This window comes from Streptomyces sp. NPDC050842, from assembly GCF_044456565.1.
Classification (GTDB): domain Bacteria; phylum Actinomycetota; class Actinomycetes; order Streptomycetales; family Streptomycetaceae; genus Streptomyces.
This window is the reverse complement of sequence record NZ_JBITGA010000009.1, coordinates 345,356-359,108: the sequence shown is the minus strand read 5'-3', so window position 1 is coordinate 359,108 and position 13,753 is coordinate 345,356. Positions and strand designations below refer to the sequence as shown.

At 71.7% G+C, this 13,753-nt stretch carries 15 protein-coding genes; 9 read left to right on the top strand and 6 right to left on the bottom strand.

Going from position 1 to position 13,753, the window contains the following annotated elements; genetic code table 11:
* Positions 1 to 56 precede the first annotated feature (56 nt).
* Positions 57 to 908 (bottom strand): NAD(P)H-binding protein, encoded by an 852-nt coding sequence (locus ACIBG6_RS29670; RefSeq protein WP_399225742.1) that lies wholly within the window; start codon positions 906 to 908, stop codon positions 57 to 59.
* Positions 909 to 1,053: 145 nt separating this feature from the next.
* Here ACIBG6_RS29670 and ACIBG6_RS29665 point away from each other — a divergent pair, with 145 nt between their 5' ends.
* A complete protein-coding gene (locus ACIBG6_RS29665) occupies positions 1,054 to 1,503 on the top strand; it encodes a GNAT family N-acetyltransferase (protein WP_399225741.1) in 450 nt (149 codons plus the stop codon).
* On the opposite strand, the gene ACIBG6_RS29660 is transcribed toward ACIBG6_RS29665, so the two are convergent.
* Both ACIBG6_RS29660 and ACIBG6_RS29655 read right to left on the bottom strand, forming a co-directional pair.
* Entirely contained in the window at positions 1,500 to 2,030 is a 531-nt protein-coding gene (locus tag ACIBG6_RS29660; RefSeq protein WP_399225740.1) for a GNAT family N-acetyltransferase, read from the bottom strand. The genes ACIBG6_RS29665 and ACIBG6_RS29660 overlap by 4 nt on opposite strands.
* 15 nt (positions 2,031 to 2,045) lie before the next feature.
* Positions 2,046 to 2,960 (bottom strand): DUF6597 domain-containing transcriptional factor, encoded by a 915-nt coding sequence (locus ACIBG6_RS29655; protein ID WP_399225739.1) that lies wholly within the window; start codon positions 2,958 to 2,960, stop codon positions 2,046 to 2,048.
* 126 nt (positions 2,961 to 3,086) lie between these two features.
* Between ACIBG6_RS29655 and ACIBG6_RS29650 the strand changes: the two genes are divergently transcribed.
* Positions 3,087 to 3,671 (top strand): TIGR03086 family metal-binding protein, encoded by a 585-nt coding sequence (locus tag ACIBG6_RS29650; protein ID WP_399225738.1) that lies wholly within the window; start codon positions 3,087 to 3,089, stop codon positions 3,669 to 3,671.
* Positions 3,672 to 3,768: 97 nt separating this feature from the next.
* On the opposite strand, the gene ACIBG6_RS29645 is transcribed toward ACIBG6_RS29650, so the two are convergent.
* The gene (locus ACIBG6_RS29645; RefSeq protein WP_399225737.1) at positions 3,769 to 4,020 is read right to left on the bottom strand and encodes a hypothetical protein; all 252 of its coding nucleotides are present in this window, start codon (positions 4,018 to 4,020) and stop codon (positions 3,769 to 3,771) included.
* A 275-nt stretch (positions 4,021 to 4,295) separates the two neighbouring features.
* Between ACIBG6_RS29645 and ACIBG6_RS29640 the strand changes: the two genes are divergently transcribed.
* Positions 4,296 to 5,147 carry an ABC transporter substrate-binding protein gene (locus ACIBG6_RS29640; RefSeq protein WP_399225736.1) on the top strand — a complete coding sequence of 284 codons (852 nt, stop codon included), beginning with the start codon at positions 4,296 to 4,298 and terminating at the stop codon, positions 5,145 to 5,147.
* Between the two features lie 66 nt (positions 5,148 to 5,213).
* Here the strand turns inward: ACIBG6_RS29640 and ACIBG6_RS29635 are convergent, their stop codons facing one another.
* Positions 5,214 to 5,630, bottom strand: a complete 417-nt coding sequence (locus ACIBG6_RS29635) for a MerR family transcriptional regulator (protein ID WP_399225793.1) — start codon at positions 5,628 to 5,630, stop codon at positions 5,214 to 5,216.
* 109 nt (positions 5,631 to 5,739) lie between these two features.
* Between ACIBG6_RS29635 and ACIBG6_RS29630 the strand changes: the two genes are divergently transcribed.
* Entirely contained in the window at positions 5,740 to 7,713 is a 1,974-nt protein-coding gene (locus tag ACIBG6_RS29630) for an APC family permease (protein ID WP_399225735.1), read from the top strand.
* A 135-nt stretch (positions 7,714 to 7,848) separates the two neighbouring features.
* Here ACIBG6_RS29630 and ACIBG6_RS29625 read toward each other — a convergent pair whose 3' ends face one another.
* The gene (locus ACIBG6_RS29625; RefSeq protein ID WP_317596433.1) at positions 7,849 to 8,469 is read right to left on the bottom strand and encodes a hypothetical protein; all 621 of its coding nucleotides are present in this window, start codon (positions 8,467 to 8,469) and stop codon (positions 7,849 to 7,851) included.
* Between the two features lie 280 nt (positions 8,470 to 8,749).
* Here ACIBG6_RS29625 and hemL point away from each other — a divergent pair, with 280 nt between their 5' ends.
* The 5 genes from hemL (at position 8,750) to ACIBG6_RS29600 (ending at position 13,749) form a co-directional block, all read left to right on the top strand.
* A complete protein-coding gene (hemL, locus tag ACIBG6_RS29620; RefSeq protein ID WP_399225734.1) occupies positions 8,750 to 10,057 on the top strand; it encodes a glutamate-1-semialdehyde 2,1-aminomutase in 1,308 nt (435 codons plus the stop codon).
* The gene (locus ACIBG6_RS29615) at positions 10,054 to 10,740 is read left to right on the top strand and encodes a histidine phosphatase family protein (protein WP_399225733.1); all 687 of its coding nucleotides are present in this window, start codon (positions 10,054 to 10,056) and stop codon (positions 10,738 to 10,740) included. Before hemL ends, ACIBG6_RS29615 begins: the two co-directional genes overlap by 4 nt.
* 302 nt (positions 10,741 to 11,042) lie before the next feature.
* Positions 11,043 to 12,293 (top strand): hypothetical protein, encoded by a 1,251-nt coding sequence (locus tag ACIBG6_RS29610; protein WP_399225792.1) that lies wholly within the window; start codon positions 11,043 to 11,045, stop codon positions 12,291 to 12,293.
* A gap of 87 nt (positions 12,294 to 12,380) precedes the next feature.
* Positions 12,381 to 13,007 carry a TlpA family protein disulfide reductase gene (locus tag ACIBG6_RS29605; RefSeq protein WP_399225732.1) on the top strand — a complete coding sequence of 209 codons (627 nt, stop codon included), beginning with the start codon at positions 12,381 to 12,383 and terminating at the stop codon, positions 13,005 to 13,007.
* 4 nt (positions 13,008 to 13,011) lie between these two features.
* Positions 13,012 to 13,749 carry a cytochrome c biogenesis CcdA family protein gene (locus ACIBG6_RS29600; protein WP_399225731.1) on the top strand — a complete coding sequence of 246 codons (738 nt, stop codon included), beginning with the start codon at positions 13,012 to 13,014 and terminating at the stop codon, positions 13,747 to 13,749.
* Positions 13,750 to 13,753: the final 4 nt, after the last annotated feature.

Here is a 13,753-nt window from a genome sequence, read left to right as displayed (position 1 = left end):
GGATGGCATCGGGGGGTGGGAGGGGGCCAGGGGATTCGTCTGGGGGGAGGGGGTGGTCAGGGGCGGAAGGCGGCGGCGTGGTCGGTGGCCCAGGTGGCGAAGGTGCGGGCGGGGTGGCCCGTCAGCTCCTCGACGGTGCGGGTCAGCGGCGTCGGCCGGCCGTCGTGCGCGGCCCAGTAGGAGAGGAGGGCGTCCGCGAAGGAGGCCGGTATGAAGCCGGCGGCCGACGCCTTCCATTCCTCGGGGGTGGGCACGGTGTGGGGGGCGGGCCGGCCCGTGATCTCGGCGAGGATCGCGAGCTGTTCGGTGAAGTCCAGCGACTCGGGGCCCGTCAGGAGGTAGGACGATCCGCGCAGCCGGGGCTCGGTGAGTACCGCGAGGGCGGCCTCGGCGATGTCGCGCTCATGGATGGGATCCCCGTACGCGTGCGGATAGGGCAGTGCCGGTGCGTGTCCGTTCCGGAGGGCCCGCGACCACTGCAGGGCGTTGGAGGCGAAGGCGCCGGGCTGGAGGTGTGTGGCCTCGAAGGCTCCGGTGTCCGCGGCGGCGGACAGGGCGCGCTCCGCGGCCAGGTGGGAGGCGGCGATCGCGTTCCCCGCGGCGTCCGGGGCGAGGACGGTGCTGGAGGAGAGGAGCACGACGTGCTCGACGCCCGCGGCCCGGGCCCGGTCGGCGAACGTGCCGACGTGTGCGGCCTCGGCGTACAGGAACACGGCGTCGGCGCCGGTCAGGGCGGCGTCGAAGGTGGTCGGATCGGTGAGATCGCAGCGCACCGTGTCGACCCCGGGGGGTGGGGAGAGGTCGGCGGGGTTCTTGGAGGCGGCTGTGACCTTGACTCCCGCGGCGTCGAGCAGGCCGATCAGGGTGGAGGCGACGCGGCCGCGGCTGCCGGTGACGAGAACGGTCATGAGGGTGTCCCTTCGGTTCGGTGAGAGGCCGTGCGGTTTGCCGGCTGCTATTCGCTGCGTTGCGAAGAGTCTGCGTTACGCAGATAAATATCCGTGGGCTTGCCTCGCCCGTCAACCCTGAAAAACCTTGGGGTACCGTCCCCGCATGAAGATCATCGACCTCGAGCCGGGCGATCCCCGGCTGGAGAGCGACCTCCTGCCGGTCCTCTCCGAACTGCGCCCCCACCTCACCCCGGAGCTCTTCCGCGAGGTGTACGAGGCGGGACATCCCCAGGGGCTGCGGTTCAGCGCCGCCTACGCCGCCGCCGGGCGCTGCGTCGGCGCGGCCGGGTGGCGGATCATCAACAACACCAGCTCCCTGCGCAAGCTCTACGTCGACGACCTGGTGACCGCCGCCGCCGACCGCTCCACCGGCGTCGGCCACGCGCTCATCGCCCACCTGGAGGGCCACGCGCGCGCGGCCGGCTGCCACGAGCTCAACCTCGACTCCGGCACCCACCGCACCGGAGCCCACCGCTTCTACCTGCGCGAGCGCTTCGACATCGTCGCCTTCCACTTCACCCGGCTGCTCACCGGGCAGGAAGACGCCTCCTAGCCGGGAGCGAAGCCCAGGTCGAGCCGCCAGTCGTTGCACCGCATCGGGCGGCCCGGCGGGTATGCGAAGGCGCGCTCCCCGCGCAGCTCGAAACCCGCCTTCCGGCACACCGCGTTCGACGCGGTGTTGTCCGCCGACGGGAAGGCGTGCAGGTGCCGGCGGAGGCCCGCGGCCCGGGCTTCCGCCGCCACCGCGCGCGTGGCGGCCGTCGCGACGCCCCGGCCCTGGAAGCCCGGCAGGACGGTCCACCCCGTCTCGTACACCGGCTCGCCGTCCCAGGTCTGCGCCCAGAAGCCGATGCTGCCCACCACCACGTCCTCCGGCAGCAGCCGGATCCGGAACATCCGCCCCGCGCCCGTGTCGTCGCTGCTCAGCGCCACGTACCGCCGGTGGCGGCCGGCGAGCTGCTCCTCCGTCTCCGGGCCGCCGAGGTGCTCCATCAGCTCCGGCGCGTTGAGCGCGCGGAGCAGCCCCGCGTCCTCTTCGGACCAGGCTTCGAGCCGTACGGGAGAGGTGTCGTCGTCCATGGTCCGTACCGTAGGTCAGGGCACTGACACCGCCCGGGCGTACGCGGTCGGCGGCACCCCGATCGTCGCCGTGAAGTCCCGTACGAGATGGGCCTGGTCGCTGTAGCCGAGCTCGGCCGCGAGCAGGGCCCAGTCGGGGGCGCCCGCCGTCCCGGCGGCCTCCGCGCGCTCCAGGGCCTCGTGGATGCGGTAGCGCAGGATGACCCACTTCGGCCCGACGCCGACGCAGGCGGCGAAGAGGCGCTGGAGCGAGCGGGCCGACAGACCGGACGCGGCGGCCAGCCGGGACACCCTGCGCAGCCCGCGGTCCGTGCGGATCAGGTCCACGAGCTCCATGGCCTGCTCGGCGGCCGGGTCGGGTGCGGGGCCGTGCGCGAGGAGGAAGGCGTCGAGCGCCGCCACGCGCGCGTGGTCGCCGTCGGGGGAGAGGACCGCGGACAGCGGGCCGGAGCCTTCGCTCGTATCCGCGCCGTCGCCCCTACCCGCGCCGCCGGTCGTTTCCGTGTCTTCGCTCGCCGGGAACACCTCGGTGAGGGGAATCCGGCGGCCCGTCCAGGTCGAGACCGGCCACGCGGGCGCGAACGGGCGGAAGCCGCCGGGCCGGAACTGCACCCCGCAGACCCGGCCCAGGCCGGTCAGCTTCTGCGTGAACAGGCCGAGCCCGATCCCGGAGACCTCGGCGGACGACTCGGCCGCCTCCGGAGGGCTGTCGAGCGGGCCGTACCGCTGGAAGACGACGTTCACGGACGGGTGCGGGACGACGTGGGTCGCGTACGGCTCCGTCAGCTCCCAGTCGATCAGCCAGTAGTGCTCCAGGTAGGGCCGCAGCTCGGGCGCCGGTGTGTGGCGGCGGAAACGGACGCGGGTGAGCAGCTCGGCGGGGTCGACGATGCCCCGGGTGTCCCGGCGTGGGGCTGAGGCGGCGGACATGCCTCGGATGCTAGGCGGTGCCTTCGGTTGTGCGGGGGGTCTTCCCTAGGGCTTCTCTCAGGGGCGCGGGTCGGCGGCGGCGCGTTTTTTCAAGACCGGGGCGGGCAGGCTCCCTAGCGTCGACGCATGACGTACGAAGCCCCGCCCCGCATCGGTGACCTGCTCCGCACCGCCGCCGCCCACGCCGCCCCCCTGATCGGCGCCACCACCGACGACTCGCTCGGCGCGCCCACGCCCTGCGCCGAGTACGACGTGCGTGCCCTGCTGAACCACCTCTTCTCCGTCGTCGTGAACTTCCAGGCCCTCGCGGCCAAGGAGCCGGCCGACTTCGCCGAGACCCCGGACCGGCTCGCGGAGGCCGGCTGGCGCGAGCGGTTCTCGGTGGAGACCGGGAAGCTGGTCGCCGCCTGGTCGGCGCCCGGCGCGGACGAGGGGATCGTCGGGGCCATGGGGCTGCCCGCGCGGACGGTCGGGTCGATGGTCCTGCTCGACCTGACCGTGCACGTGTGGGACCTCGCCCGTGCCACCGGGCGCGGTTTCGCACCGGATCCGGCCGTGGTGGCCGGGCTGGTGGAGGAAGTGGAGGGGATGGCGCCGATGGCCCGGAAGATGAACGTCTTCGGGGAGGGCGTCGACCTGCCCGAGGGGGCGACGGTGTTCGAGCGGCTCCTCGCGGCGACGGGACGCGACCCGCGCGCCTGGGCGGTCTGAGGCGGGATCGAAGCGGAATCGAGGCGGCCGGAGCGGGCCGGAGCGGGCGGGAGGGGGCCGAGGCGCTTGAGGCCGCGCGCGCTCGCGCGGCCCCGGCTCAGCGCAGGCGGCCCGGGGCGCCGAAGGAGAGGCGGGAGACGACCTGGCCGAAGGCGTGCTCCTCCGCGGGTGTCAGCTGCACCGACTCCTGCGGGTGCCAGACGCGCTCCAGCGGGCCGGCCGCCGCCCGGTCGCGCCGCGCCCGGGCACGGGACCGGAGGCTCATCGTCAGCCACACCGCCGTCGAGACGGCGAGCAGGCCGAAGAGCGTGAGGACACGGGGGTCGGAGAACTGGCCGGGCAAGGGCATGGCTCACTCCATGGCGTGAGGGCCGTCCGTACGCGCTGCGCCCCGGCAGGTGGCGCGCGGGCACGAAGGCGCTGGCGATTCGTACTGCTTCCTCCCGACCTGTTCAGTTAACACCACGCCGGGGGACTTTCGGCAGGGGGGCCGGGACCAAAGTCCCGGGTGGGGAGGCGGGCGGCGGGGGTGTCCGCGGGTGGCCGCAGGCCCTCTTGTGCGGGCCGGGGAACCGTTCCAAGGTGGCCGCAGGAGGCAGTCTCGGCCGGGGAGGGAGCAGCCGCATGTCCGGAACGCAGCCATGGGGATTCACGGACGACAGGGGTACGGAGCCGGTGTCGGCCCGTGTGCCGGAGCGGGTCGTCGCGTACGTACGGGCCGGGGCGGCGCTGCTCGATCTGGGGGTGACGCCGGTCGCCGTCTACGGCTCCGGGCACGACGGCCCGGTGTCCGACCCGGCCAAGGCGGGCGGCCTCGACGCGGCCGGGGTCCCGTACCTCGGTCCCGGCCGGGCCCTGGACGAGGAGCTGCTGCGGGAGTCGCGGCCGGATCTGATCGTCGACGTCACGTACGACGGGAAGAGCCCGTACGCGCTGGACGAGGCGGTCGCCGACCGGCTCGGAGTGCCGCTCGTCGCGCTCTCCGTCGGCAACGAGCTCACCCTTCCGGCGATCCTCGACCGGTTCGGGGCGCTGAGCGCCTCCCTGCGGGCCGGGACGGCGGTGTCCACGGCGGCGCCGGCGGACCTGACGGGCGGCGTGGAGGAGGCCGAGGCCGTCCTCCGGGGCGTCGCCGGGCGGAGCGGGCTGACCGTGCTCGCGCTCTCCGGGGCCGGCCCCGACCAGGTCCATCTGGCCCGTCCGCAGGCCTGGCCCGAGCTGGCGCGGCTCGCGGCGCTCGGCGTACGGCTGCTCGACCCCGGCCCGGGGCCCGGCGCCAACTGGCTCACCGCCGACTGGGGCCGCGCCGCCGAGCTCCGTCCCGACCTGATCCTCTTCGACAACCGGTTCCACGCCGTCCCGCCGTACGAGACGCCGCCCGGCACCCGCCTCGCCGCGTGGAACCCCGAGACCCCGCCCAGCCCCGCCGCCTACGCGCGCTTCTTCCGCGAGCTGGCGGAGGCCCTGGTGGCGTAAGGCTTCCGGGTCAGGGCCCCGGGTCAGGCCGGGTCAGGCCCCGGGTCAGGCCGGCCAGGCGCCGGGTCAGGCCGGGGTCGAGGACAGTCGGCTGCGGAGGGACGTGGCGAACTCCTCCGCGCGGGCCAGCTGGGTCCGCAGTTCGGTGACCCGCTCCGCGGCCGCCTGCTCGTAGCGGCGGACGCGGGTCACGAGCGCGGTGCGGTCCTCCGGGTCGAGCTCCGTGTCCGTGCCCGGACGGTCCTCGGTCAGCCGGTCCACGGCCGTGAGCAGTTCGCGGGTCTCGTCGAGGGTGAAACCGAGCGGCTTCATCCGGCGGATCACCATCAGCCGGGAGACGTCCGCGTCCGTGTAGAGGGGGAATCCGCCGGGCGAGGCCGCGGAGGGCACCACCAGGCCGTTGTCCTCGTACTGGCGGATGGTGCGCAGGGACAGTTCCGTCCGTGCGGCGACCTCGCCGATCTGCATGGGTTCGCCGGTCATCCGTACTCCGCTTCGTACTCCGCTCACGCGTGACGTCCTTCCTCGTAGAGGGGTTCCGCAGGGCGCGGCTTCCGCGCATTACATACCATTCGTCCTAACTTCAGCACTTATGAGAGCTGGAAGTGCGGCGAAACGCCTGCTCGTAGGACGTCCGTTGGACAGCGGACGGCTCGGTGAGACCCTGCTGCCGAAGCGGGTGGCCCTGCCGATCTTCTGCAGCGACCCGCTCTCCTCGGTCGCCTACGCCACCGAGGAGATCCTGCTGATCCTCGCCCTCGGTGGCCTCGCCGTGCTCCATCTGGCCTGGTACGCGGCGGTCGGGATCGTGATCCTGCTCCTGGTCGTCGTCGCGTCCTACCGGCAGACCTGTTACGCCTACCCGGGCGGCGGCGGGGCCTACGTCGTCTCCGCCGAGAACCTGGGGCAGACCGCCGCGCTCACCGCCGCCTCCGCCCTGCTCATCGACTACGTGATGACCGTCGCCGTCTCCGTCGTCTCCGGGGTCGCCGCGATCACCTCGGCCGTCCCCTCGCTCGACGGGCACGCCGTGGCCATGTCGGTGGGCTTCGTGGCGGTGCTGGCCTGGCTGAACCTGCGCGGGGTGCGCGAGTCGGGACGGTGGTTCGCCATCCCCACGTACGCCTTCATCGCCGTCATCTACGTCATGTTCGCCGTGGCCGCCGTCCGGATGGCGACCGGTTCGACGATCCGCGCCGAGTCCGCCGACCTGCCCGTCGACGCGGTCTCGGCCTACTCGGGGATCGCGCTCGTCTTCCTCGCCCTGCGCGCCTTCGCCTCCGGCTGTACGGCGCTGACCGGGGTCGAGGCCGTCAGCAACGGCGTCCCGGCCTTCGCCAAGCCGAAGAGCCGCAACGCGGCCATGACGCTCGCGATCATGGGCGGGCTCTCGGTGACCATGTTCTTCGGGATCACCGTGCTCGCCATGGTCTACGAGGTCCACGTCGCCGAGGACCCCACCGAGCTCGGGCTCGCCCCCGGCACCCCGATGTCCACGGCGCTCGCCCAGATCGGCCGGGCGACCTTCGGCGACTGGCACGTCCTCTTCTACGCGCTCCAGGCCGTCACCGCGGGCGTCCTGATCCTGGCGGCCAACACCGCCTTCAACGGCTTCCCGATGCTCGCCTCGGTGCTCGCCCGTGACCGCTACGCGCCCCGCCAGCTCTTCCACCGCGGGGACCGGCTCGTCCACTCCAACGGCATCGTCCTCCTCGCGCTCGCCGCGATCGCCCTCATCGTCGCCTTCGACGCGCAGCTGACCCGGCTGATCCAGCTCTACATCATCGGCGTCTTCGTCTCCTTCACCCTTTCCCAGGCCGGGATGGTCAAGCACTGGCGGCGAGAACTCGCCACGCCGGCCGGGGCAGCCGACCGTCGCGGGATCCTGAGGCGCCTCGTGATCAACGCCTTCGGCGCCTGTCTGACCGCGGTCGTCCTCGTCATCGTCCTGCTCACCAAGTTCACGCACGGCGCCTGGCTGGTCGTGATCGCGATGCCGGTGCTCTTCGCCGGGATGAAGGGGGTGCGGCGGCACTACGACGCCGTCGCCGCCGAGGTCGCCGTCGCCCCCGGCGACCGGCCCCACGCCCTCGCCGAGAACCACGTCCTCGTCCTCGTGGCCTCGGTCAACGCGCCCAGCCTGCGCGCCCTGTCGTACGCGAAGACCCTGCGGCCCGCCTCCCTCACGGCCGTCACCGTCGCCGAGGACCCGGCGGAGGCGGAGGTGCTCCGCGCGACCTGGGAGGCCCACGGGATCGACGTACCGCTGCGGGTGCTGAGCTCCCCCTACCGCTCGCTCGTCCAGCCGATCCTGCGGCACGTCCGGGAGGTGTCCGAGCGGACGCCCGACTCGGTCGTCTCGGTCGTCATCCCCGAGTACGTGGTGGGGCACTGGTGGGAGCAGCCCCTGCACAACCAGAGCGCGCTGCGGCTCAAGACCCGGCTGCTGTTCATGAAGAACGTCGTGGTCATCGACGTGCCGTACCGCCTGGCCTCCGCCCGCGAGCTCGCCGGTCGTGAGCTCGCCAGTCGTGAGCTCGGCGGTCGCGATACCCGCCAGGGGTGACGTTATTGACGGCGGCCCTGTAGAGCGGCCCCGTAGGGCAACCCCGTAGGAACGGTCCCGTAGGAACGGTCCCGTCGGAACGGGAAGGCCGTCGGTGGGCATGCCACCGGCGGCCTTCCCCATTCCGAGCAGGGGTTACGGCCAGACCAGGCAGTACGGCTGGTGGCCGGCCTCGTGGAGGCGGACCGAGAAGTCCTGCCACTCGTGGAGCAGCTGGTAGACGTCGAAGGCGTCGCGCGGGCCGCCGCGGTCGGGGACCGTGGACCAGATGAAGGCGGCGGCGCCGACCGACTCCTCGCCGATCCCGCGCAGCGGGTCGACCACGGTCATCGGGAGCTTCACGACCGCGTAGTCCGGGTGGAGGACGACGAGCTCCAGCGGGGGCACCTTGTGCAGGGGCATGCCCTGGATGCCCGTCAGGACCATCGCCGCTATGGTCTCCGGCTTGATCTTGGTGAACATGCCGCCCATGCCGAGCTCGTCGCCGCCGAGCTCCTCCGGGCGCATCGAGATCGGGACGCGGGCCGCAGTGGCGCCGTCGGGCGCGCCGAAGTACTTGTACGTCACTCCCAACGACCGGCCGCTTCCGCTTCCGGATCCGGGATCCGCCTCGGGGCCCTGGCCGCCGGGGCTTCCCGGAGTGCCGGGCGCGCCTGGAGTCGACCCGTCCGCCCGCCGGCGCCGGTGCCTCCCCCGCCGGGCAGACTCCGGACCCAGGTCGTCCGTCCCCTCACCCGGTCCGCCACCGCGATGCATATCTCCACCCGACTGCTTTTTCTCGGCAACACGACCCCGCCGCGCGACCCGATCATCGTGTCAGTGACCTCCCCCGCGTTCGTACGGTGAAACACCTGTCCGCAAGAACGCCGTGGCCTCTGACACCATGGATTCCGTGAGTCATCCCTCTGACGCCCCAGTTTCGCAGACGCGGCCGACAGCCGCCCCGGCGTCATCCCCGGGTGCCCACACCGTTCCTCCGTACTCGAAGCCGTACTCGCAGCCGTAATCGCGGCCGTACTCGCAGGTCAGGATCACAGTGCCGTATTCATACGAAGCCCCAGTCTCACAGACGCTTTTCGACCGCGCGTCCCTCGTGACGCCCGGCGGCGTGAACTCACCGGTGCGTGCCTTCCGAGCCGTGGGCGGTACGCCCCGGTTCATGGTCTCCGGTACCGGTCCGTACCTCACCGACGCGGACGGTCGGGAGTACGTCGACCTGGTCTGCTCGTGGGGGCCGATGATTCTCGGCCATGCGCACCCCGAGGTCACCGCCGCGGTGCAGGCCGCCGTGGCCCGCGGCACGTCCTTCGGTACGCCGGGTGAGGGCGAGGTCGCGCTCGCGGAGGAGATCGTCGCGCGCGTCGAGCCGGTCGAGCAGGTCCGGCTGGTGTCCTCCGGTACGGAGGCCACGATGTCCGCGATCCGGCTCGCCCGCGGCTTCACCGGGCGCGCCAAGGTCGTCAAGTTCGCGGGCTGCTACCACGGTCACGTGGACGCGCTGCTCGCCGCGGCCGGTTCCGGGGTCGCGACCCTCGGTCTGCCCGACACGCCCGGGGTGACCGGTGCGCAGGCCGGGGACACCGTCGTGCTGCCGTACAACGACCTCGAAGCGGTGCGGGCGGCCTTCGCCGCGCACCCGGGTGAGATCGCCTGTGTGATCACCGAGGCCTCGCCCGGGAACATGGGCGTCGTGCCGCCGGCGGAGGGCTTCAACCAGGGCCTGGCGGACCTGTGCCGGGAGAACGGCGCGCTGTACATCTCGGACGAGGTGATGACCGGTTTCCGTACGTCGCGGGCCGGCTGGTACGGCGTCGACGGCGTCAAGGCCGACCTGCTGACCTTCGGCAAGGTCATGGGCGGTGGCTTCCCGGCCGCCGCGTTCGGTGGCCGCGCCGACGTCATGGGGCACCTGGCCCCGGCCGGGCCGGTCTACCAGGCGGGCACGCTCTCCGGTAACCCGATCGCCACCGCCGCCGGGCTCGCGCAGCTGCGGCTGCTCGACGCGGCCGCGTACGCGACGGTGGACGCGGTGTCGAAGGAGATCCAGGGGCTCGTGACCGGCGCCCTCGCGAAGGAGGGTGTCGCGCACCGGCTGCAGACCGCCTCCAACATGTTCTCGGTGTTCTTCACGGCCGACGAGGTGCGGAACTACGAGGAGGCGAAGCAGCAGGAGGCCTTCCGCTTCAACGCCTTCTTCCACTCGATGCTGGCCGACGGGGTCTACCTGCCGCCGTCCGCCTTCGAGTCCTGGTTCGTGTCGGCCGCCCACGACGAGCGGGCGATCGAGCGGATCGCCGCCGCGCTGCCGGCCGCCGCCCGTGCCGCCGCGGAGGCGACGGCATGAGCCCCTCCAGTGACGACATCACCGTCGTCCACCTGATGCGGCACGGCGAGGTCCACAACCCGGACGGGGTCCTCTACGGCCGCCGCGCCGGCTACCACCTCTCCGAGCTGGGCCGGCAGATGGCGGACCGGGTCGCCGAGCACCTGGCCGCCCGGGACGTCACGTACGTCGTCGCCTCCCCGCTGGAGCGGGCGCAGGAGACGGCGATGCCGGTCGCCAAGTCGCACGGCCTGGACCTGGCGAGCGACGAGCGGCTGATCGAGGCGGCGAACGTCTTCGAGGGCAAGACCTTCGGCGTCGGTGACGGGGCCCTGCGCAAGCCGGGGAACTGGAAGCACCTGACCAACCCGTTCCAGCCGTCGTGGGGCGAGCCGTACGTCGAGCAGGTCGTGCGGATGATGGGCGCGCTGGACGCGGCGAAGGACGCGGCCCGCGGGCACGAGGCGGTCTGCGTCAGCCATCAGCTGCCGATCTGGATCGTCCGGAGCTTCGTGGAGAAGCGGCGGCTCTGGCACGACCCGCGGCGGCGGCAGTGCACGCTGGCGTCGCTGACCTCGTTCACGTACCGCGGCGACAAGATCGTCTCGGTCGGGTACAGCGAGCCGGCCCGGGATCTCGTCCCGGTGCACCTCCTCGCCGGGGCGAAGCCGGTGAAGGGGAAGTCGAAGGCTTTCGGGGCGTAGTCCCCAGAGTTCTCGGAGCGCGGTCCCAGGGATCTCGGAGGGTAGTCCCGAGCCGGGTTCCGGACGTGGTCCCGAGCCGGTTCCGGGCCTGGTCCCAGGGGTCTTCGGACGCGGCCCCTCTGGACAGGGGGCGCGAAGAGGTCCATCGTCAGGGCGGTCAGGTGGTGTACATGCCATCCGACCGCCCTGAAATTTATGTGCGAATTTCCGGAACCTCCGTGTTCCGCCCTGCATCTCACTCATTGTCGGTTTGGATGACGTTTAGTTCATACGTCAGCGCGAATGGGGATGTCATGCGCGGGATCAACGGAATCAGTCGAAGGGGGCTCCTCGGGGCGGGCGTTGGCGCGGCCGCGGCGATCGGAATCGCCGGCTGCGGCAGCAACAACGAGGACAAGCCGGGACGTTCCGGACCCGGCAAGGGGGGCGACGCGTCGGCGGAGCCGACCACACCCGCTCCGACCAAGGACGACGCCAAGCTCATCGGCGACGGTTCCACCGCCGACACCGGCAAGCAGCCGCACCAGCCCGACACCCCCGTGCCCCTCGAACCCGGCCAGACCCCGCCGCAGTTCGTGATCTTCTCCTGGGACGGCGCGGGCGAGGTCGGCAACGGCCTCTTCCCCCGCTTCCTCGAACTCGCCAAGAACCACGACGCGGCGATGACCTTCTTCCTCTCCGGGATCTACCTCCTCCCCGAGTCGAAGAAGAACCTCTACCGCCCGCCGAACAACCGCGTCGGCGCCTCCGACATCGGCTACCTCACCGACGACCACATCAAGGACACGCTGAAGTACGTCCGGCAGGCCTGGCTCGAAGGCCACGAGATCGGCACCCACTTCAACGGGCACTTCTGCGGCGGCTCCGGCTCCGTCGGCAACTGGACCCCGGCCCAGTGGCAGAGCGAGATCGACCAGGCGATGAAGTTCGTCACCGAGTGGAAGACCAACAGCGGCTGGACCGACCTCGACCCGCTCCCCTTCGACTACTCGAAGGAGCTCGTCGGCGGCCGCACCCCCTGCCTCCTCGGCCAGGACAACCTGCTCCCCACCGCCAAGCGGCTCGGCTGGCGCTACGACGCCAGCTCGCCCGGCGGCCGCCAGACCTGGCCCGTCAAGCGCCAGGGCATCTGGGACCTGCCGCTCCAGGCGGTGCCCTTCCCCGGGCACTCCTTCGAGGTCCTCTCCATGGACTACAACATGCTCGCCAACCAGTCGAAGAACACGACGAAGGGCATGCCCTCCCGCTACCCGGGCTGGCGCAAGCAGGCCACCGACGCCCTCCTCGGCGGCTTCACGCGCGCGTACGAGTCGAACCGCGCGCCCTTCTACGTCGGCAACCACTTCGAGCAGTGGAACGGCGGCATCTACATGGACGCCGTCGAGGACGCGATCAAGGGAATGGCCGGAAAGAAGGACGTCCGGCTCGTCTCCTTCAAGCAGTTCGTGGACTGGCTCGACGTGCAGGACCCGAAGATCCTCGCCAAGCTGCGCACGCTCGAAGTGGGGCAGAAGCCCACGGGCGGGTGGAACGCCTATCTCAAAACCGCCTAGTCGGGCTTAGGCGATCTTGACAAGGGGCTTTACGGGCACGTAGGGGGGTGCCCAAGATCCCCCAAACGCCCATGCGAAACTTTTCACATGAGCCTTAGCAGTCGTGCCAGTCGCGCCCGTCGTGCCCCTCGACGCACCCTGCTCGCCGTCGGAGTGCTGTCCGCCGCCCTCACGCTCTCGGCCTGCGGCGGCGACAGCAACGGCAAGTCCGGCGGCGGTGGCAACACCAACTTCGTGACCAACACGGGCGGTATCTCCACCGCCGCCAAGGGCGAGCGGGCGACCCCCGGGAAGCTCGCGGGCGAAACCCTCGACGGCAAGCAGCTCGACGTCGCCGACCTCAAGGGCAACGTGGTCGTCCTCAACGCCTGGGGCTCCTGGTGCGCCCCCTGCCGCGCCGAGGCTCCCCACTTCGCGAAGGTCGCCAAGGACCTGGAGGGCAAGGGCGTCGAGTTCGTCGGCCTCAACACCCGCGACCCCAACAAGCAGCCCGCGATCGCCTTCGAAGAGGACTACGGGGTGCCCTACCCGAGCCTCTACGACCCGCAGGGCAAGCTGATCCTCTTCGGCTTCCCCAAGGGCACCCTCAGCCTCCAGGGGATCCCCTCCACCGTCGTGCTCGACAAGGAGGGCAAGATCGCCGCCCGTTCCCTCATGGCGCTCGACGAGGAGAAGCTCCGGTCGATGATCGAGCCTCTCCTCAAGGAGAAGTGAGCCCGTGAACGAGACGGTCACCAGCGGAGCCCTGCTGCTCGCCCTGCCCCTCGCGGTCCTCGGCGGCCTGGTCTCCTTCTTCTCGCCGTGCGTGCTCCCGCTCGTCCCCGGCTACCTCTCGTACGTCACCGGGGTCACCGGCGCCGACCTCGCCGAGAGCCGCCGCGGCCGGATGACCGCCGGGGCCGTCCTCTTCGTCCTCGGCTTCACCGCCGTGTTCGTCTCCGGCGGCGCCCTCTTCGGCTACTTCGGGTCGACCCTCCAGGAGTACCGCGAGACGCTCACCACGGTCCTCGGCGTGCTCATGATCCTCATGGGCGTGTTCTTCGTCGGCCTGATGCCCTGGTTCACGCAGCGCGAGTTCCGCTTCCACAAGAAGCCCGCCGCCGGACTGATCGGCGCCCCGCTGCTCGGCGCGCTCTTCGGCATCGGCTGGACCCCGTGCATCGGCCCGACCCTCGCGTCGGTCAACGCCCTCGCCCTGGAGCAGGCCAGCGCCGGGCGCGGCGCGATACTCGCCTTCGCGTACTGCCTCGGCCTCGGCGTACCGTTCGTGCTCGCCGCCATCGCCTTCCGCAAGGCGCTCGGCGCGTTCGGATGGGTCAAGAAGCACTATGCGTGGGTCATGCGGATCGGCGGCGGCATGATGATCGTCACCGGCGTCCTGCTCCTCACGGGCGCGTGGGACAGCATGGTCGCCACGATGCAGGGCTGGTCCAGCGGTTTCACGGTGGGGATCTGAGTTC